The organism is Pseudooceanicola sp. LIPI14-2-Ac024 (assembly GCF_042188925.1).
Lineage (GTDB): Bacteria > Pseudomonadota > Alphaproteobacteria > Rhodobacterales > Rhodobacteraceae > Pseudooceanicola.
In genome coordinates this window covers 3,237,949-3,255,885 of record NZ_CP170102.1, presented here as the reverse complement: position 1 = coordinate 3,255,885, position 17,937 = coordinate 3,237,949, and the positions used below count along the sequence as shown (strand labels likewise).

Genomic DNA, 17,937 nt, shown 5'->3' with positions numbered 1-17,937 from the left:
GTGCTTCATGTCCTGGCCGGCATCGCCGTCCGCAACCTCGTGTCCGAACTGGCGCAGACCTACGAAGAGACGCGCAGGACACCGATGGCGCTCGACTTCGCGCTGAACCCGGCGGTCGCCCAGCAGATCCACGAAGGCGCGACCCCGGACATCGCCATCACCAACGAGCGCTTCCTGCGCGAGCTGGCGGAAACCGGCGCGGTGGCAAGCGACAGCATCCGCGCCTTCGCGCGCGTGCCCCTCGCCCTCGGGCAGCGGATCGAGATGCAGGCGCCGCTCTGCACCGAGGTCGAGCTGCGCGGTCTCTTGTCCGAGGCCGAGAGCATCGCCTACACCTCCGAGGGCACCAGCGGGATCAAGTTCCTGGCCGCGCTCGAGGAACTGGGCATCCGGGACGAGGTCGAAAACCGCCTGCTGCCGATGAACGCCGGCGAACCGGCGCGGAACGCCGCCGCGGGCAAGGTCGACCTGGCCGCCGCGCCGCTTTCGGTCGTGCTCGAGACGGAGGCCCTGAACCCGATCGGGGTATTTCCCTCACGGCTCGGCACCGACATCGACGTGGCGATGGCCCTCACCACCACCGGCAAGGACCGCGACGCCGCGCATGATTTCCTGAACTTCCTGCGCGCGAAACAGAACGACCCCGTGCTGAAGCGGCACGGGGCCATGCGGTTCGAACTGGACTGACGCACCTCAGGCGGCGCGGGCGTGGCGCAGCGCCGCCTGCACGAACGCGGGCTCGAAGATGCGGTCGGCATAGACCTGGCAGCGCAGCATCTTGCGCGGCTCCTCGGCGGTGTAATCCGCGCGGGCCGTGTGCAGGGTGCCGATGTGGTCCCAGATCAGCACGTCGCCCTTGGCCCAGTTGTGCACGTACTGGTACTTCGGCTGCAGCTGGTGCCGGAACAGGAACTCCAGGATCTCGTCGCTCTCGGACCGGTCCATGCCCTCGATGTGATCGGCATATCCGGGGTTGGCATAGAGGATCTCCTCCCCGGTGATCGGGTGGGTCAGGAACAGCGGGTGGCGCACCGGCGGCCGCTTGGCCCGCGCCTCGGGGCTGAGCGGCGGGCGTTCGCTGCCGGGACGGGCCCGCATGTTTTCCCAGAACTTGTTGAAGTCATGGACGCAGATCGCATCCTTCAGCCGCGTCTTCATCTCGTCCGGCAGGTCGAGGTAGGCCGCCCGCATGTTGGCGAACACCGTCGCCCCCAGCGGTTTCCCGTCGCGATGCGGCACGGCTTCGGCAAAGAGCACGTTCACGAAGCCGATCACGTCCATGTAGCTCATGTCGGTGTGCCAGTCCTGCCCGGCATCGGCGAGGCCGATGGGCTTCCCGTCCTCCTTGATGTTGGAAAGGATCATCACCTCGGGCTGCTCGGGATGGGTGTACTGCCCGCTCACCGACACCTGCAGCCCGCCGAACTTCTCGGAAAAGGCCTTGAGGCTCTGCGCGTCCAGCGCCTGCTGCGGGAAACAGATCACCCCGTGCCGGCCAAGCGCGGCGACAATGTCGCCGAAATCGGCGTCGGTCAGCGGCTGCGACAGGTCCACCTCGGTCCCGATGGCGCCCATGATCGCCCCGGTCGGTTCAATGCGCATGGTCTCCTCCCCGATGCGTTTCTGCTGGAGAGGTTATGACATCATATCCGAAAACGCCAAAGCGCGGCGCCACCGGCATCACGGACGTGATGATCCCGTCGGTTCACTCGGCGGCGAGTTTCGGTTCGGCCAGCCCCCGGTCGGCCTCGCGGTGGCGCAGCTCGGCCTCGGCGGCGGCGATGTAGTCTCGGGTCAGCGGCACCGCGGTCTGCGACCGCGCCAGCTGGATCTGGTGGATCACCAGCCCCTGGTAGCGGAACCCGGTCTCGGCCGCCGAAAGGTAGAATTCCCACATCCGCGCAAAGCGTTCGTCGTAAAGCGCCACCGCCTCGTCCCGCCGCGACAGGAAACGCTCGCGCCAGGCGCGCAGGGTCTCGGCATAGTGCAGGCGCAGGACCTCGACATCGGTGACGATCAGCCCGGCCTTCTCGATCACCGGCAGCACCTCGGACAGCGACGGCATGTAGCCGCCGGGGAAGATGTTCCTGAGGATCCAGCCGTTGGTCTCGAACGGTTCGGTGGCGCGGCCGATGTAGTGCAGCATCATCACGCCGTCGTCGGCCAGCAGCTTCGCCGCCGTCTCGAAGAACTCACCGTAGCTCTGCCGCCCGACGTGCTCGAACATCCCGACCGAGACGATGCGGTCGAACCGCCGGTCGAGCGCGCGGTAATCCTGCAGGTCGAACTGCACCCGGTCGGTCAGCCCCGCCGCCTGCGCACGGTCGCGCGACACGGCCAGTTGTTCCTCGGACAGGGTCACCCCATGCACCGACACCCCCGCCACCCGCGCAAGGTAAAGCGCCAGCCCACCCCAGCCCGACCCGATGTCGAGCACCCGCTGCCCCGGCCGCAGGTCCATCTTGGCCGCCAGGTGCCGCTTCTTGGCCAGCTGCGCCTCTTCCAGCGTGGCCCCGGGCGTTTCGAAATAGGCGCAGGAATACTGCCGGTCGCTGTCGAGGAAGAGCGCGTAGAGCCGCCCGTCAAGGTCGTAGTGATGCGCCACATTCGCCTTGGACCGGGCGGGCGAGTTGTAGCCGTTGACCTTCAGCGCCATCCGCAACGCCCCGCGCGATACCCGCGACAGGCCCTTGACCTCTTCGGCGCCGAGGTTGCGGAACACGAGATCGAGCAGGTCGTAGACACGGCCCTCGATCATCACGAGGTGGCCTGCGGTGAACGCCTCGCCCACGCCGGTTTCGGGGTTCAGCACCAGCCGGACCACCGTCGACCAGCTGTCGATCCGGACATGGACCGGCGGCCCGCTGCCGTCGCCCGCGCGCAGCCGCGCGCCATCGGGCAGGTCCACCACCAGCGTCCCGCGCTGGACCAGCCCGTCGATCAAGACCTGGAATTTCCTACGAGCGATGGCACGCATGTCCGCATCTTTCCTGCTGTCATCGAAGCAGCCAAAGTCGCGGCTTGCGGCCTTGTTCCGGCTCGGCTGCCCCGGCATTTTCAGGCACGGCGCGGGCCCCTCGGGCATCCGGCGCGGCCGGGGATCAACTCGGTACAGTTAACCTAGCGTTAACTAATTTATGTAGCACGATCATGGCATTGTAAAGATGCGCCCGGCACGTATCGACCGGGCGCGCGGAGGCTGCCCAAAATTCGGCCTCGGCGGGGGGGCGGCACGCGGGCCGCCCGCGCCCGTCACCTCACAGTTGATCTTCGCGGAACGCGTCGCCCCAGGGGGTCGTGATCTCGGTGCAGCCGGCGTTCCGGCCGTTGCGCCGCATCACGCCGCTCGGGCAGGCCCAGTTCAGCGGGTAGACGTGCCGCGGCCGGGTTTCGACCTTGTAGGCGGCCTCGAGCACGGCCAGCGCCTCGGTCGGGATGGTGTCGTCCGCAACGAGGGTAGAGGTCGAGAGGTCCATGCGCGGATGGTGGAACGCCTCTTCCAGGGTCATGCCGCGGTCGGTGACGAAATGCGCCAGCTGCGCCACCGCGCCCATGATCTTGCGTCCGCCCGAGGCGCCGAAGGCATAGCCGCCGTCAGGCGTCACCGCGATGGCCGGGCAGACGTTCATCAGGCAGGGCCTGCCAGCCGCGAGGGAGTTCGGTTTGCCCTGCTCCGGATCGAACCACATGATGCCGTTGTTCATCATCATGCCGGTCGACTGCGACAGGGTGCAGGCGCCGAAGATCGACAGCAGGGTCTGGGTCCAGGCCACCATGTTCCCGTCGCGGTCCACAACCGAGAAATGGGTGGTGCAGGCGGGCTGTTTCGGGCTTTCGCCGTCGTGACCCATGGTGGCGATCCGGTGGGCATAGGCGCCGTGCAGCGCGTCGGCGATGGCCTTCCACCCGGCGGCGTCCGGGCTGCCGTTCGCGCCCGGCTCCGGCAGGCGGGCGAACATGTCGGCCATGGTGGGCCCTGCGGTCAGCCCCGGCAGGACCGAGAACCGTGCATCGCCCCGGGTGAAGGCATAGGGCGCTTCCCACACGGCCTCGTATTGGGCCAGGTCGTCGCGCGACAGGCTGCCGCCCTTGCCCTGCACGTCAGCCACGATGGCCGCGCCGATGTCGCCCTCGTAGTAAGCCCCGGCCCCGTCCGCCGCGAGGGTGGCCAGCGTGTCGGCCATCCCGTCCATCGCGATCACCGGCAGCCCGGTCGCGGTCCAGCCCGCCACCGGGGCATAGACGCGGTCCTGCAGGAACATCGCGGCAAGGTCCGGGTCGGTGCCGATGTTGCGCGCCGAGGACGCGATGAGGAGCGAGGCGTACCAGTCGACCAGTATCCCGTCCCTCGCCAGCGCCTGCGCCGGGGCCAGCAGGTCGGCCCAGGGCATCGTGCCAAAACGCTCGTGCGCCGCCGCCGCGCCCGCGACCATGCCGGGCACCGCCACCGCGGTGCCGCCGCGCAGGTTCCGGTCGTCGACCACGTTGGGCCAGGGGAAGAGGTCCGAGGCCACGCCCTTGCCTGACAGCGGGTAATCCGCCACGTCGAGCGCCGCGGGCGAGCGCATGCCGAAATTCAGCGCGTGGGTCTCGCCGGTCTTGGCGTCGTAATAGACCATCCCGCCGCCGCCGCCCGGCCCGCTCATCCAGGGTTCGACCACGCCCATGGCAAAGGCCGTGGCCACCGCCGCGTCGATGGCATTGCCGCCGGCCTTCAGCACCTCGGCCCCGGCACGGGCGCCCTTGCTGTGCTGGGTGGCGACGACGCCGCCTTCGGTCTGGGTCACCGGTTTGCGGATCACCTGGTTGGTCGAGAAATTCGGGATCATCAGCGCCTCCTTCGTGCCGCGCGATGTTCGGCATGTTGCGGGCGAGAGGCAAGGGGGCGGCAGGAAATGACCGGTGGGGGGCGGGCGGCCCACCCCGGGCCGGGCTGGACATCCCTGGTGCAGCCCCCCCGGATCAGGCGAACACCCCTACCGGTAAGGGTCCGCCGGTGCCCGGCTGGCCGACAGCGTCTGCTGCGACCGCGCCACGATCATCTCGATCGCATCCGCGAGGTGCTTTTCCTGGATGTTGTAATCCCCGGCGGCGACGCGGATGCGGTGCGCCTCGATCATCACCTCGGCATGGGACGACCCGCGCGGCGGCTCGAACCGGTAGCTCGCCAGCTCGATCAGCAGGCCCAGCGGGTCCTTGAAGTAGATCGAGTCCATGAAGCCCCGGTCCTTCACCCCGGAATGCCGGATGCCGCGTTCGTCCAGCCGTTCGACCACCTGCGAAAAGGTCGCGTGGCTGACGTTGAAGGCGATGTGGTGGACACAGCCCGGATCGGTCGGCGTCCGTCCGTGCACCGGCGTACGCTTTTCATTGGTGAAGATGGTGATCAGCCGCCCGTCGCCCGGATCGAAGTAAAGGTGACCCTCGTCCGGATTGTCGAGGTTCGGCTGGTCGAAGATGAACGGCATCCCCAGCACGCCTTCCCAGAAGTCGATGGAGTTCTGCCGGTCGGCGCCGGTCAGCGTGATGTGGTGCACGCCCTGAACCTGAAGTTTCCGCATGGCCTCGTCCTCTCAATCGCCGCGTGTCGGGGACGATATAGAGGGCCGCCCGCTGCGTCCAATCCGGCCTCAGCGCACAGGGGTCGCGCGTCCGCGCAGGTGATCCCGCAGCAGGATCAGCGCCGCGCCGAAGGGGATCAGCGCCAGCAGCAGCGATCCCGGGACGGCCCAGGCGGTGCCGAAACGGTCGATCGCGGCGGCCCCGGCCAGTGGGAACACGGCCGAGGCGGCGAACACCGGCATCGCCAGCATCCCGACCGTGCGGGCATAGCGATCCACCCCGAAGATGGCGAGCGGCATGGACCCGCGCGCGATCGACCAGAGCCCGTTGCCCGCGCCATAGGCGATGAAGGCCAGCGTGGCGGGCCAGCCCAGCCACAGCATGGCAAAGCCCGCCACGCCGCAGACCGAATAGGTCACCCCGGTCCAGGTCGGGTGGTGCCGCCCGCGCCCGGCCATCTCGAACAGCCGCGCGCCGACCTGCGCCGGGCCGATCACGGTGCCAAGCGCGACGGCGGCCGCAAGGCTCAGCCCCTCGGCGGTCATGATCGAGATCAGGTGCACCGACCAGAACGCCGCGATCCCCGCCGTCATCGTCATCGCCAGCGCGATCAGCCAGAACCGGTAGTCGCGCAGGACCGAAGCGTCGCGCGGTGCATCCCCGGCCTCGGGCTTGGGGCGTGGCTTTCCGCGCGGCAGGCCGAAAAGGCAGATCGGCGCGGTGACAAACAGGTGCAGCCCGGCATAGGTCAGGCAAGTCCCGCGCCAGCCGATCTGTTCCACCAGAAAGGCCGAGAGCGGCCAGCAGATCGTGCTGGCGAACCCGCCCCAGAGCGTCAGCGCGGTGATCGCGGACCGCGCGTCGGCCCCATAGATCCGCCCCAGCGTGGCAAAGGCCGCGTCGTAGAGCGAGGCCGCCATGCCCATGCCCATCACCGCCCAGGCGGCCAGGTAGAGGACCGGCGCCTGCGCCAGCGACATCAGCACCAGCCCCGAGGCCAGCAGCGCCATCCCCGTGGCCATGATCTTGCGCCCGCCGAAGGCCTCGATCAGCCGCCCGACCACCACTGCGGACAGGCCCGAACACAGCAACCCGATCGAGATGCCGCCCGTCACCAGCCCCGCGGACCAGCCGGTTTCGGCCTGTATCGGGGCCGAGATCACGGCGATCAGGTAATAGGAACTGCCCCATGCGAGGATCTGCACCACCCCGAGCGCCGAGATGACCCGCCAGCGGGGCACGGAGGCGGGATCAGCCGGCATTGGTCACGCCGGCGGAACGGGTCGGGTCGGTCAGGGGCAGGAAAGGCATGCAGGCTCCGGCGCCACGCGGCGCCGGGCGATGCTAGGTCCGGGCTCCGGCGGCTGCAACCCCGCCCGCGGTCTCGACCTCGCGCGCGGGCGCGGGGGCGGCGGCGGGTGTCTCTTCGGCCACGGTCTCGGGCTGGTCCCCGGCCGCCGCGTCCTCGGCACCGGCCTCGGCCGCCGCGTCCTCCGGCACGCCGTTGCGCCATGCGGTCATGTAGCTGTCCAGCGCGTTGACCTCGTGCTTCTCCATCCGAAGGCCCAGCTTGGTCCGCCGCCAGATCACGTCGTCCGCGGTCAGCGCGTATTCACGCTCCATCAGCCAGTCGAGCTCGCGTTCGGTCAGGGTCTGGCCGAAATCGCGCCCCAGGTCCGAGGCCTCCTTGGCCTCGCCCAGGATCTGCCGCGCCTCGGTGCCGTAGGCCCGTGCCATCCGCCGCGCCCAGTCGGGCCCGAGAAAGGGGTATTCCGTCGCCAGTTGCACCGCCAGCCGCCCGGTCCCGTCGAACGGCAGGTCGCCCCCCGGCAGCGGCACGTTGGCGGTCCAGCTGACGGGCAGGTCGGGAAAATACTTGCCAAGCTTGCTCAGCGCGTCCTCGGCCTGCTTGCGGTAGGTCGTCAGGCGGCCGGAATAGACACTCAGCATCGGCACGCCGTCGGCATCGTCCAGCAGCATAGCGCAGTCGCGCGACGCGGTGGTCGAGGAATCCGCCTCTTCCGGCGGGGCCGAGCGGACGCCGGCATAACTCCAGACCACATCGTCGATCGACACCTTGCGGCGGAAGTAGCGGCTGGCGAATTCCAGCAGGAACCCCAGTTCGCTCTTGGTGCCGAAGGCCGGCGCGTCCGGGTCGGGATGTTCGACATAGGTGGTGCCGATCAGGGTGTACCCGGCCTCGTAGGGCAGCACGAAGATATAGCGCCCGTCCTTGGCCTGCAGGTAGTAGCCCCGGTCGTGCCCGAAGAGCGCGGGCACCACCACGTGGGCCCCGCGCACCAGACCCGCGCCGTTGCCGTGCCCGGTCGCGCCGGACTGCACCTTGCCAGCCCAGGGCCCGGCGGCGTTCACCAGCGCCCGGGCGCGGTAGGTCGACACCACGCCGTGGCGGTCCTCGACCTCGATCTCCCACAGGTCGTCGCGGCGCTTGGCCGACAGCACCAGGGTGCGCGGCATGATCTTGGCCCCGCGCGCCTCGGCGTCGCGGGCGTTGGCGATCACCAGCCGCGCGTCGTCGACCCAGGCGTCGGAATATTCCCAGCCGCGCGACAGCCGGTCCTGCAGCGGCAGGCCGGGCGCGCTGCCGGTCAGGTCCAGCGGCGTCACGCCCGCCATCAGGTCGTTCCGGCCCAGGTGTGCGTAAAGCCCCAGGCCCATCCGGATGAGCCAGGCCGGGCGGCGGCCGCCCAGCCAGGGCAGCACGACCCGCAGCAGGCGCGAGGCCGGGGTGTCGTTCTCGATCCGCATGTCCTTGTCAAAGGGCACGACGAAGCGCATCGGCCGGCAGAGGTGCGGCGCGATGCGCATCAGGATGTCGCGCTCGGCCGCCGCCTCGCGGATGCGGGAAAACTCGAACCGCTCCATGTGGCGCAGCCCGCCATGGGCCAGCTTGGTGGTGTTGCCCGACGCGCCCGAGCCGAGATCGCCCATCTCGGCCAGCCGGACAGTCAGGCCCCGGCCCGCCGCATCCCGCGCAATGGCGCATCCGTTGATGCCGCCACCGATGATGAAGATGTCTGCCAGATCGTCCATGCTCGGCCCTCGGGCGCTGCCTCTCGTTGCCAAGGGACGAGACCAGAGCATTGTGGCAATTTAAGGCCAGATTTGATGGAAACTGGCGCGATGTCACACTTTTCCCGGGGAATTCAGGCCGTTCCGGGGCCAACCCCGCGCGATCAGAAGGCCTGCGCCGCCGCCACCGCCCGCTTCCACGCCGCGTATTTCCCGGACCGCGCATCCTCGGCCATGGCAGGCGCAAAGCTCCGCTCCAGCGCCCAGCCCTCGGCAAAGCCGGCCATGTCGGGATAAATCCCGGCCCGCTGCCCGGCCAGCCACGCCGCGCCAAGCGCCGTGGTCTCGAGCACCTCGGGCCGGTCGACCTGCGCGCCCAGGATGTCCGACAGGAACTGCATCGCCCAGTCCGACGCGCTCATCCCGCCGTCGACCCGCAACGCCGTGTCGCCCTGCCCGCCCCAGTCGGCGCGCATCGCGTCCAGCAGGTCGCGGGTCTGGTAGCCCACGGATTCCAGCGCCGCGCGGGCGATCTCCTCGGGGCCGGTGTTCCGCGTCAGGCCAAAGATCGCGCCCCGGCACTCGGCGTTCCAGTAGGGCGCGCCGAGCCCGGTGAAGGCCGGCACCAGCACCACGTTCTGGCCATCGTCCGCGCGTTCGGCCAGGGGCTGCGTCTCGTCGGCCGAGCGGATCATCTTGAGCCCGTCGCGCAACCACTGCACCACCGCGCCGGCGATGAAGATCGATCCTTCCAGCGCATAGGTCGGCTTTCCGTCGAACTGGTAGGCGATGGTGGTCAGCAGCCGGTTCTTCGACATCACCGGCGTCTCGCCCGTGTTCAGCAGGGCAAAGCACCCGGTGCCGTAGGTCGATTTCATCATGCCGGGCCGGAAACACGCCTGGCCGATGGTGGCCGCCTGCTGGTCCCCCGCCACGCCCAGGATCGGGATCCCCTCACCGAAGACATCCGCCCGCGCGGTGCCGAAATCGGCGGCGCAGTCGTGCACCTCGGGCAGCATCGCCATCGGCACGCGCAGCAGGTCGCACATCTCTTCGGACCAATGGCCGTGGCGGATGTCGTAGAGCATCGTCCGCGCCGCGTTGGTGGCATCGGTCGCGTGCACCTCGCCCCCGGTCAGGTTCCAGATCAGCCAGCTGTCGACGGTGCCGAAGGCCAGCTCCCCCGCCTCGGCCCGCGCCCGCGCGCCGTCGACATGGTCGAGGATCCACGCGACCTTGGTGCCCGAGAAATAGGGGTCGAGCAGCAGGCCCGTCGCCTCGGTCACCGCCCCTTCGTGCCCGGCCTCCTTCAGCTCCCGGCAGAGGGGCGCGGTGCGGCGGTCCTGCCAGACGATCGCGCGGTGGATCGCCTTGCCGGTCGCCCGGTCCCAGACCACCGTCGTCTCGCGCTGGTTGGTGATGCCGATCCCGGCGATGTCGCGGGCGCGGACGCCGGCCTGCTCCATCACCGCCCGGCAGGTCGAGGCGGTGGTCGTCCAGAGGTCGAGCGGCGCGTGTTCCACCCAGCCGCTGGCCGGGAAATGCTGGCGGAACTCCTCCTGCGCGATGGCGACGACCTTCAGCGCCTCGTCGAAGAGGATCGCCCGGCTGGACGTGGTGCCCTGATCGATGGCCAGGATATGGCGCATGGTCCCCTCCCTCGGATGCGGCGCTTGGCCGGCATTCCGCCCCGCCGCCGCGCGCTTGTCAAATACCGGCTACTCCGCCGCGTCCCGCGTGCTCCGGCGTGCCGCCATCCAGGCATCCAGCGCGGCGATCTCCTCCGCGCTCATCCGCAGCCCGAGCTTGCTCCGCCGCCAGGCGACATCCTCGGCGCTGCGGGCATGTTCGCGGTCGATCAGCCAGGTCACCTCGGCCTCGGTCAGGGTCGCCCCGAAGCCGCGTCCGAGGTCGTCCGCCGTCGCCGCCGCCCCCAGCACCTCGCGCGCCTCTGTGCCGTAGGCGCGGACCAGCCGCATCGCCCATCTGTCACTGAGAAAGGGGAAATCGCGCCGCAGCGCGTCGACCAGCGCCTGCACCCCGTCCACCGGGAAGTCGCCACCCGGCAGCGCCACACCCGCCGTCCACGCGCCCGGCAGGTCGTCGAACACGCCGCCGATCTTCTCCAGCGCATGCTCCGCCAGCCGCCGGTAGGTGGTGATCTTGCCGCCAAAGACGTTCAGAACCGGCGCCCCGGCGCTGCGATCCAGCTTCAGCACGTAGTCCCGCGTCGCGGCCGAGGCATTCTGCGCCCCGTCGTCGTGCAGCGGCCGCACGCCGGAGTAGGTCCAGACGATGTCGTCCTCGGTGATCGCGCGCGCGAAGTAGCGGTTGGCGAAGTCGAGAAGATAGCGCCGTTCCTCCGGCGTGCAGACCGGCTTGGTGTCGGGATCGGGGTGATCGGCATCCGTGGTCCCGATCAGGGTGAAATCCTGTTCGTAGGGAATGGCAAAGATGATCCGCCCGTCGGTGCCCTGCAGGAAATAGCACTTGTCGTGGTCATAGAGCCGCCGGGTCACGATGTGCGAGCCGCGCACCAGCCGCACCCGGTCGCGCGACGGCGCGTGCACCCGGTCGGCCAGCACCTCGCCCACCCACGGGCCCGCCGCGTTCACCAGCATCCGGGCACGGCGGACCGACCGCGCGCCGGTTTCGGCATCCTCCAGCTCGATCCGCCAGCCGTCGTCCGCCGGTTTCGCCAAAATCACCCGTGTTCGGGTCAGGATCTCGGCTCCGCGCGCCGCCGCGTCGCGGGCGTTCAGCACGACGAGGCGGGAATCCTCGACCCAGCAGTCGGAGTATTCAAAGGCGGTCTCGAACTCCGCCTTCAACGCCGCGCCCTCGGGTGTGCCATGAAGAGCCAGCGACCGCGCCGGCGGCAGCAGCTTCCGCCCGCCAAGGTGGTCGTACAGCATCAGCCCCGCCCGGATCATCCAGGCCGGCCGCCGCCCCTTCAGCCAGGGAAAGAGCGTCGCCAGCAACCGCGCCGCCGGGGCGGTGCCGTCGAACCGCATCCCGTCGTGGTAGGGCAGCACGAACCGCATCGGCCACGAGATATGCGGCATCGCCTTCAGCAGCACCTCGCGTTCGATCAGCGCCTCGCGCACCAGCCGCAGTTCGAAATACTCCAGATACCGCAGCCCGCCATGGAACAGCTTGGTCGAGGCCGAGGAGGTCGCCGAGGCGAGGTCGCCCATCTCGGCCAGCGTCACCGATAGCCCCCGCCCCGCCGCATCGCGGGCGATGCCGCAGCCGTTGATGCCGCCGCCGATGATGAAAAGATCGGTCGCCTCGGGGTGCTCGGACACGGGTCGATTCCTGCTCTGGTGACGGGGTCTCTATCCCAGAACGCACCGCAACGGGCAATCGTTCATTTTCGTTTGTGTTCGCTTTTGTCGAAAATCACACCCATACGCGGCAATGCAAGACCCGAAACAGCCCATCTTGCCCCCGGCCTGCAAACCTGCGACCCTCCCGCGAACGAAAACGAAAGTACCATGGCCCAGACCTTCCGCCTGCCCGAGATCCTCGAAATCGCCCGCCGCGAGGGCAAGGTCACGGTCGAGGACCTGGCCGACCGTTTCGGCGTCACGCTCCAGACCATCCGCCGCGACCTGACCGACCTGGCCGAGTCCGGGCGCCTCGACCGGGTGCACGGCGGCGCGGTCCTGCCATCGGGCACCAGCAACATCGGCTACGAGGAACGGCGCGCCCTGAACCCCGGAGCAAAAGAGGCCATCGCCCGCGCCTGCGCCGCCCGCATCCCCGAGGGCTGTTCGATCTTCCTCAACATCGGCACCAGCACCGAGGCGGTCGCCCGCGCCCTGACCCGGCACCGCGACCTCATGGTGGTGACCAACAACATGAACGTCGCGAACATCCTGGCCGCCAACGCCCAGTGCGAGATCTTCGTCACCGGCGGCAGCCTGCGCCGCGCCGACGGCGGCCTCGTCGGCCCGCTCGCGACCGAGACGATCCGCCAGTTCAAGTTCGACCTGGCGGTGATCGGCTGTTCCGGTCTCGACGGCGACGGCGACCTGCTGGATTACGACGTGCAGGAGGTCGGCGTCAGCCAGGCCATCCTGCGCCAGTCGCGCCGGACCTTCCTGGTCGCCGATCATTCGAAATTCGCCCGCAGCGCCCCCGCGCGCATCGCCTCGCTCGCCGAGGTTGACGCGCTCTTCACCGACCGGGCGCTGGACGACACGCTGGCCGCCCGGTGCCGCGACTGGGGGACCGAGGTGGTCGTCGCGGGCTAGCCCAGTTCCATCGTCGCAATGGCAAAGAGCGTGCCGTCACCCGCGGGCGGCGTGCCGCGATACATCCGCGCGGTGCCGAACGTCTCCTCGAACCCCAGCCCGCGCAGCCGCGCCAGCATCCCTTGCTGGCTGTCCGGCACGTCTATGATGACCTTGTCGGCCTCCAGCGCCGCCGCGGCCGCCCCGGCCAGCGCCAGCGCGGCATCTTCTCCCGGCGCGATCACCGGCCCGACCTTGCAGCCCTCGCGGCAGAGCCGCGCGGTGGCCAGGCCCGCAATCCCGTCCGCGCCGGGCAGCACCACCGTTCGCCGGGTCGCGGTGTCAGCCAGCCAGGCGCGCAGGAACGCCGGCCGGGTCACCCCGTTGGCCGCCGCATCCAGCCGCGCCATGCCGGTGAAATCACCGGCCTCCGCCGCCCGGACCCCGCCGCCCTCCGGCAGCGCCGGCCCCGCCATGCGCAGGGTCGCGCCGGTCCGGCCGAAACCCGACCGCACATAGTTCATCTCCTGCGCGGGCACGCCATCGAGGCCGACGGTCCGGTCCCCGGCATGGGCGATCGCCATCCGCCAGAGGTCGAGGCCGAGGCCACGCCCCCGCATCTCGGGCACGCAGATGTAGAAGCCGAGAAAGGCGAAATGCGGCGAATGGTTCACGACCGAGATGCACGCGACCGGCCGGCCCTCGACTTCGGCAACAAAGAACCCCTCCGGGTCCGCGGCATGAAAGGCCGCCGCATCGTCCCGCCCGGGGTTCCAGCCCTCGGCCGCGGCCCAGTCGAGCATCTGCTCGACCTCGCTCAGGTCCGCGCGACGGATCACGGCCGCAGCGCCTCTTCCAGCGACCGGGGCGACGACGCTTGGTCGCGCAGGTCGAGCGAGGTGAGAATATCCAGCAGGTGACTTTTCATCAGGTCCTCGGCCAATGCACCGTCGTGATCCTCGAGCGCCTTGAGCAGCGCGTGATGGGCATGGCTCTCACATAGCGCGGCCCGGCGCTGCCAGTAGAGGGCGATGATCAGCGACGACCGCGCGATCAGCTGGGCCACGATGTCCGCGATGGTCTGCTGGTCGGCGATGCGCGCGATCTCGACGTGGAACTGGCCCGACAGCTGCAGGGCGCGCCCGGTCTCGCCGGCGTGCAGCGCGGCATGCTCGGCGTCGATATGGGCCTGCAGCAGGGCGATGTCGGCGGGCGTCGTGCGCTCCGCCGCCGACCGCGCGGTGCGCGGCTCGAGCAGGGCGCGCGCCTCGAAGACCTCGCGCGCCTCCTTCACGGTGGGCTGCGCGACAAAGGCGCCGCGGTTGCGACGCAGCTCGACCAGGCGGTTGTGCGCCAGCTCCTGCAGTGCGGCGCGGACCACGGTGCGCGACACGCCGTAGATCACGCCGACCTCGTCCTCGTTCAGCTTCATGCCCGGGGTCAGCCGGTGGTCGTGGATCGCCTGCGCCAGCCGCGCCGCGACCGACCCGCTGCTGCGATCCTCCGCCATGGGCTGCTCGGCCATGCTCTCACCTCGTGTCCTGTTGCGCCCATGTTCCCGACCGGCCCGCTGATTCTCAAGCCGTGCGCCGCGTCACGCGGATTGGCCGCACGATTGTATACACGATTGGATGAAATATTGCGCAGCACCCGTGGCGGGCCGCTGAAAAGCTGGGCGGAGCCTGTCTGCCCCGCCCGGCGGGCAGAAACCCTTTCCCGCCGCACCCCGCCTGCCCGCAGGCTGATCCCGACGGCGGACAAGGGGACACCTGCGATGCGCACCGGAAACGATCTCGAACTCGTGCACCTGACAAAGCGCTACGGGACCACCACGGCGGTGGATGACGTCAGCCACGTCTTCCCGAACGCCAGCTACGTCTGCCTCCTCGGGCCCTCGGGCTGCGGCAAGTCGACGACGCTGCGCATGGTCGCCGGCCATGAAGAGGTGACCGAGGGCTCGATCCTCCTCGACGGGCACGACATCTCGGGCCTGGCCCCCGCGAAACGCGGCACCGCCATGATGTTCCAGAGCTACGCGCTCTTTCCGCATCTCAACGTCCGCGACAACGTCGCCTTCTCGCTCCGCATGAAGGGAGAGGAGAAGGCCGCCCGCCACAAGGCCGCCGAGGAGATGCTGGATCTCGTCGACATGGGCCACCTGGCCAACCGCCTGCCCGCGCAGCTTTCGGGCGGGCAGCAACAGCGCGTGGCCCTGGCCCGCGCTCTGGTGACCAAGCCGCGCGTGCTGCTGCTGGACGAACCACTCTCCGCGCTCGACCCCTTCCTTCGCATCCGGGTGCGGGCAGAGCTCAAGCGGCTGCAGCGCGAGCTTGGCATCACCTTCCTGCACGTCACCCACGGCCAGGACGAGGCGCTGGCGCTGGCCGACGAGATCGTGGTGATGAACAACGCCGTCATCGAACAGGCCGGCCCCGCGCGCGAGGTCTTCACCGCGCCGCGCACCGAATTCGTCGCCCGCTTCATGGGCGGGCACAACGTGCTGACCCTGAACGGCGCCCGCGTGGCGCTGCGCGCCGACGACGTGCGGCTGGCGCCCGAAGGCGTGCCCGCGACCGTCCGCACGGTCGAGTTCCAGGGCAACCACGTCTCGGTCACCGCCACGATGGGCGAGGAGGAAGTCCTGGCCTACGTGCCCGAGGCCGCGTTCTTCGACGATCCGAAAAATCCGGGCGATGCCGTGCATCTGGCCTGGGACGAGGGGCGGCTGCACCGCCTCCAGGCCTGAGGCCGACACGACCCCACCGAAAACCAACACCAAGACAACCGACAGAGAGGATGAAATGGCCAAACCCAAAGCAGGATACAGCCGCCGCGCGATGCTCAAGGCCGGCGGCGCGGCACTCGCCGCCAGCGCCTTCCCGGCCCCGATGGTCTGGGCGCAGGACACCAAGAACATCGTGCTGCGCCAGTTCGGCACCGGCGTGTCGAACCTGAACGACGTGGCGCAGAAGGTGAAGGAAGACCTCGGCTTCACGCTCGAGATGACCGCGCTCGACAGCGACAGCGTCACGCAGCGCGCCGCCACCCAGCCCGACAGCTTCGACATCGCCGACATCGAGTACTGGATCTGCAAGAAGGTCTGGCCGACCGGAAACCTGCAGGCGATGGATACCGCCAAGATCAAGAACTACGACAAGATCGTCGGCATCTTCCGGGACGGCAAGCTGACCCCGGACTCGACCATCGCCCAGGGCACCGCACCGCACACCGTGGGCTTTGTCGAAGGCCCCGGCGGGACCGAGTTCGTGCAGGAGGAAAGCGGCTGGATGACGCTGATCCCGACGATCTACAACGCCGACACGCTCGGCATCCGCCCCGACCTGATCGGCCGCCCGATCGAAAGCTGGACCGAGCTGCTGAACCCCGAGTTCAAGGGCAAGGCCTCGATCCTCGACATCTCGTCGATCGGGATCATGGACATGGCCATGGTCTGCGAGGCCATGGGCGAGATCGCCTATGGCGACAAGGGCAACATGACCCGCGAAGAGATCGACAAGACCATCGCGATCTTCACCGAGGCCAAGAAGAACGGCCAGTTCCGCGCCTTCTGGAAGACCTTCGACGAGAGCGTCAACCTGATGGCCTCCGGCGAGGTGGTGATCCAGTCGATGTGGTCGCCCGCGATCACCGCGGTCAAGTCGCGCGGCATCGACTGCGTCTACCAGCCGCTGAAGGAAGGCTACCGCTCCTGGGGCGGCGGCATCGGCCTGTCGAAGTCGCTCTCGGGCATGGAGCTCGACGCGGCCTACGACTACATCAACTGGTACCTCTCCGGCTGGGTCGGCGGCTACCTGATGCGTCAGGGCTACTACTCGGCGGTCCCCGAGACCTCGAAGGAGTTCATGACCGAGAACGAGTGGGGCTACTGGTTCGAGGGCAAGGAAGCCACCGACGTCATCACCTCTCCGACCGGCGACACGCTGGCCGGCGCCGGCGATGTCCGGGACGGCGGCGATTTCTATTCCCGCATGGGCGCGGTCGCCTGCTGGAACGCCGTCATGGACGAGAACCAGTACATGGTCCGCAAGTGGAACGAGTTCATCGCGGCCTGACGTGACGGAGCGGGGGGCTGTCTGCCCCGCACCCCGAGGATATGCAACCAGGGGAAGGGAGCGGGTGCGCCCCGGCCCTGGCGGATCACCAAGCGCCGAGGAGGCCATCCATGACCGAGACCATGGCACCGACCGCGCCGGGCGAGAAGACCGGGCGCGCCCCCGGGCGCCGCCTCGCGGGCAACCGCCACCTGGTGGGCTGGCTCGAGGCGCTGCCGCTGACGGTGATCCTTCTGACCTTCCTCGTCCTGCCGATCATCACCATCGTGATCGTCAGCTTCTGGCAGGCGACCGAGTTCTCGATCATCCCGGCTTTTTCCTTCGAGAATTACGAGTTCCTGTTCGGCTCCAGCGTGGCCTGGCGGGTCTTCGGCGCGACCTTCCGCTATGCCGCGATCGCCTGGGTCTTCTGCCTCGTGATCGGCTTCACCGTGGCCTATTACCTGGCCTTCCACATCCGCAGCCAGACCATGCAGGTCGCGCTTTTCCTGCTCTGCACGATTCCGTTCTGGACCTCGAACATCATCCGCATGATCTCGTGGATCCCGTTCCTGGGCCGCAACGGCATCGCCAACCAGACGCTGATCGACCTCGGGCTGATCGACGCGCCGCTGGAATGGCTGCTCTACTCCGATTTCTCGGTGATCCTGGCCTTCGTGCACCTCTATACGCTGTTCATGGTGGTCCCGATCTTCAACACCATGATGCGGATCGACAAGTCGCTGATCGAGGCCGCGCGCGACAACGGCGCGACCGGGTTCCAGACCCTGCGGCACGTCATCATCCCGCTGACCAAGCCCGGCATCATGATCGGCACGATCTTTGTCGTGACGCTGGTGATGGGCGACTTCATCACCGTGCGCTTCATGTCGGGCAGCCAGCGCGCCAACGTCGGGCGGCTGATCTCGAACGACATCGGGCTGCTGCAGTACCCCTCGGCCGCCGCGACCGCGGTGGTGCTGCTCTGCACCGTGCTGATCACCATCGGCATCCTGCTGCGCTTCGTCGACATCCGGAAGGAGCTCTGAGCG

General features: G+C 69.0%; 15 protein-coding genes. 5 read left to right on the top strand and 10 right to left on the bottom strand.

The genetic code is table 11. The features are described 5' to 3' along the window. A complete protein-coding gene (locus ACE2AC_RS16010; protein WP_375692123.1) occupies positions 1-687 on the top strand; it encodes a molybdate ABC transporter substrate-binding protein in 687 nt (228 codons plus the stop codon). Positions 688-693: 6 nt separating this feature from the next. On the opposite strand, the gene ACE2AC_RS16005 is transcribed toward ACE2AC_RS16010, so the two are convergent. The 8 genes from ACE2AC_RS16005 to glpD (ACE2AC_RS15970) all read right to left on the bottom strand — a co-directional run bounded on the left by ACE2AC_RS16005 (position 694) and on the right by glpD (ACE2AC_RS15970) (position 11,903). Further along, entirely contained in the window at positions 694-1,602 is a 909-nt protein-coding gene (locus ACE2AC_RS16005) for a TauD/TfdA dioxygenase family protein (protein WP_375688431.1), read from the bottom strand. Between the two features lie 103 nt (positions 1,603-1,705). After that, positions 1,706-2,977: a class I SAM-dependent methyltransferase gene (locus tag ACE2AC_RS16000; RefSeq protein ID WP_375688430.1), complete on the bottom strand. Its 1,272-nt coding sequence runs from the start codon at positions 2,975-2,977 to the stop codon at positions 1,706-1,708. 280 nt (positions 2,978-3,257) lie between these two features. Further along, on the bottom strand, positions 3,258-4,829 hold the full coding sequence (locus tag ACE2AC_RS15995) for a gamma-glutamyltransferase (protein ID WP_375688429.1): 1,572 nt from the start codon (positions 4,827-4,829) through the stop codon (positions 3,258-3,260). A gap of 147 nt (positions 4,830-4,976) precedes the next feature. Further along, the gene (locus tag ACE2AC_RS15990; RefSeq protein WP_375688428.1) at positions 4,977-5,561 is read right to left on the bottom strand and encodes a VOC family protein; all 585 of its coding nucleotides are present in this window, start codon (positions 5,559-5,561) and stop codon (positions 4,977-4,979) included. A gap of 69 nt (positions 5,562-5,630) precedes the next feature. Beyond that, positions 5,631-6,824, bottom strand: a complete 1,194-nt coding sequence (locus ACE2AC_RS15985; RefSeq protein ID WP_375688427.1) for an MFS transporter — start codon at positions 6,822-6,824, stop codon at positions 5,631-5,633. An 82-nt stretch (positions 6,825-6,906) separates the two neighbouring features. Beyond that, the gene (glpD, locus tag ACE2AC_RS15980) at positions 6,907-8,616 is read right to left on the bottom strand and encodes a glycerol-3-phosphate dehydrogenase (protein WP_375688426.1); all 1,710 of its coding nucleotides are present in this window, start codon (positions 8,614-8,616) and stop codon (positions 6,907-6,909) included. 143 nt (positions 8,617-8,759) lie between these two features. Next, entirely contained in the window at positions 8,760-10,244 is a 1,485-nt protein-coding gene (gene glpK / locus ACE2AC_RS15975; protein WP_375688425.1) for a glycerol kinase GlpK, read from the bottom strand. Between the two features lie 69 nt (positions 10,245-10,313). After that, complete coding sequence (gene glpD, locus ACE2AC_RS15970) at positions 10,314-11,903, bottom strand: glycerol-3-phosphate dehydrogenase (RefSeq protein ID WP_375688424.1); 1,590 nt, start codon at positions 11,901-11,903, stop codon at positions 10,314-10,316. 189 nt (positions 11,904-12,092) lie between these two features. Here glpD (ACE2AC_RS15970) and ACE2AC_RS15965 point away from each other — a divergent pair, with 189 nt between their 5' ends. Continuing rightward, a complete protein-coding gene (locus ACE2AC_RS15965) occupies positions 12,093-12,854 on the top strand; it encodes a DeoR/GlpR family DNA-binding transcription regulator (protein WP_375688423.1) in 762 nt (253 codons plus the stop codon). On the opposite strand, the gene ACE2AC_RS15960 is transcribed toward ACE2AC_RS15965, so the two are convergent. Both ACE2AC_RS15960 and ACE2AC_RS15955 read right to left on the bottom strand, forming a co-directional pair. Further along, a complete protein-coding gene (locus ACE2AC_RS15960; RefSeq protein ID WP_375688422.1) occupies positions 12,851-13,672 on the bottom strand; it encodes a GNAT family N-acetyltransferase in 822 nt (273 codons plus the stop codon). The two genes, ACE2AC_RS15965 and ACE2AC_RS15960, sit on opposite strands and share 4 nt — an antisense overlap. Continuing rightward, complete coding sequence (locus ACE2AC_RS15955) at positions 13,669-14,358, bottom strand: GntR family transcriptional regulator (protein ID WP_375688421.1); 690 nt, start codon at positions 14,356-14,358, stop codon at positions 13,669-13,671. The genes ACE2AC_RS15960 and ACE2AC_RS15955 overlap by 4 nt, the downstream gene beginning before the upstream one ends. Positions 14,359-14,607: 249 nt before the next feature. On the opposite strand from ACE2AC_RS15955, the gene ACE2AC_RS15950 reads away from it, so the two are divergent. The 3 genes from ACE2AC_RS15950 to ACE2AC_RS15940 all read left to right on the top strand — a co-directional run bounded on the left by ACE2AC_RS15950 (position 14,608) and on the right by ACE2AC_RS15940 (position 17,934). Continuing rightward, positions 14,608-15,579, top strand: coding sequence for an ABC transporter ATP-binding protein (locus tag ACE2AC_RS15950; RefSeq protein ID WP_375688420.1), 972 nt, complete (start codon positions 14,608-14,610; stop codon positions 15,577-15,579). A 55-nt stretch (positions 15,580-15,634) separates the two neighbouring features. After that, the gene (locus ACE2AC_RS15945; RefSeq protein ID WP_375688419.1) at positions 15,635-16,906 is read left to right on the top strand and encodes a PotD/PotF family extracellular solute-binding protein; all 1,272 of its coding nucleotides are present in this window, start codon (positions 15,635-15,637) and stop codon (positions 16,904-16,906) included. A gap of 122 nt (positions 16,907-17,028) precedes the next feature. After that, positions 17,029-17,934 carry an ABC transporter permease gene (locus tag ACE2AC_RS15940; protein ID WP_375692122.1) on the top strand — a complete coding sequence of 302 codons (906 nt, stop codon included), beginning with the start codon at positions 17,029-17,031 and terminating at the stop codon, positions 17,932-17,934. Positions 17,935-17,937 lie beyond the last annotated feature (3 nt).

Bases quoted from the DNA above. Each gene is read 5' to 3' on its own strand.
- ACE2AC_RS16005 (WP_375688431.1), bottom strand. From the start codon at position 1,602: ATGCGCATTGAACCGACCGGGGCGATCATGGGCGCCATCGGGACCGAG.
- ACE2AC_RS16000 (WP_375688430.1), bottom strand. From the start codon at position 2,977: ATGCGTGCCATCGCTCGTAGGAAATTCCAGGTCTTGATCGACGGGCTG.
- ACE2AC_RS15995 (WP_375688429.1), bottom strand. From the start codon at position 4,829: ATGATCCCGAATTTCTCGACCAACCAGGTGATCCGCAAACCGGTGACC.
- ACE2AC_RS15990 (WP_375688428.1), bottom strand. From the start codon at position 5,561: ATGCGGAAACTTCAGGTTCAGGGCGTGCACCACATCACGCTGACCGGC.
- ACE2AC_RS15985 (WP_375688427.1), bottom strand. From the start codon at position 6,824: ATGCCGGCTGATCCCGCCTCCGTGCCCCGCTGGCGGGTCATCTCGGCG.
- glpD (WP_375688426.1), bottom strand. From the start codon at position 8,616: ATGGACGATCTGGCAGACATCTTCATCATCGGTGGCGGCATCAACGGA.
- glpK (WP_375688425.1), bottom strand. From the start codon at position 10,244: ATGCGCCATATCCTGGCCATCGATCAGGGCACCACGTCCAGCCGGGCG.
- ACE2AC_RS15965 (WP_375688423.1), top strand. From the start codon at position 12,093: ATGGCCCAGACCTTCCGCCTGCCCGAGATCCTCGAAATCGCCCGCCGC.
- ACE2AC_RS15955 (WP_375688421.1), bottom strand. From the start codon at position 14,358: ATGGCCGAGCAGCCCATGGCGGAGGATCGCAGCAGCGGGTCGGTCGCG.
- ACE2AC_RS15950 (WP_375688420.1), top strand. From the start codon at position 14,608: ATGCGCACCGGAAACGATCTCGAACTCGTGCACCTGACAAAGCGCTAC.
- ACE2AC_RS15945 (WP_375688419.1), top strand. From the start codon at position 15,635: ATGGCCAAACCCAAAGCAGGATACAGCCGCCGCGCGATGCTCAAGGCC.
- ACE2AC_RS15940 (WP_375692122.1), top strand. From the start codon at position 17,029: ATGGCACCGACCGCGCCGGGCGAGAAGACCGGGCGCGCCCCCGGGCGC.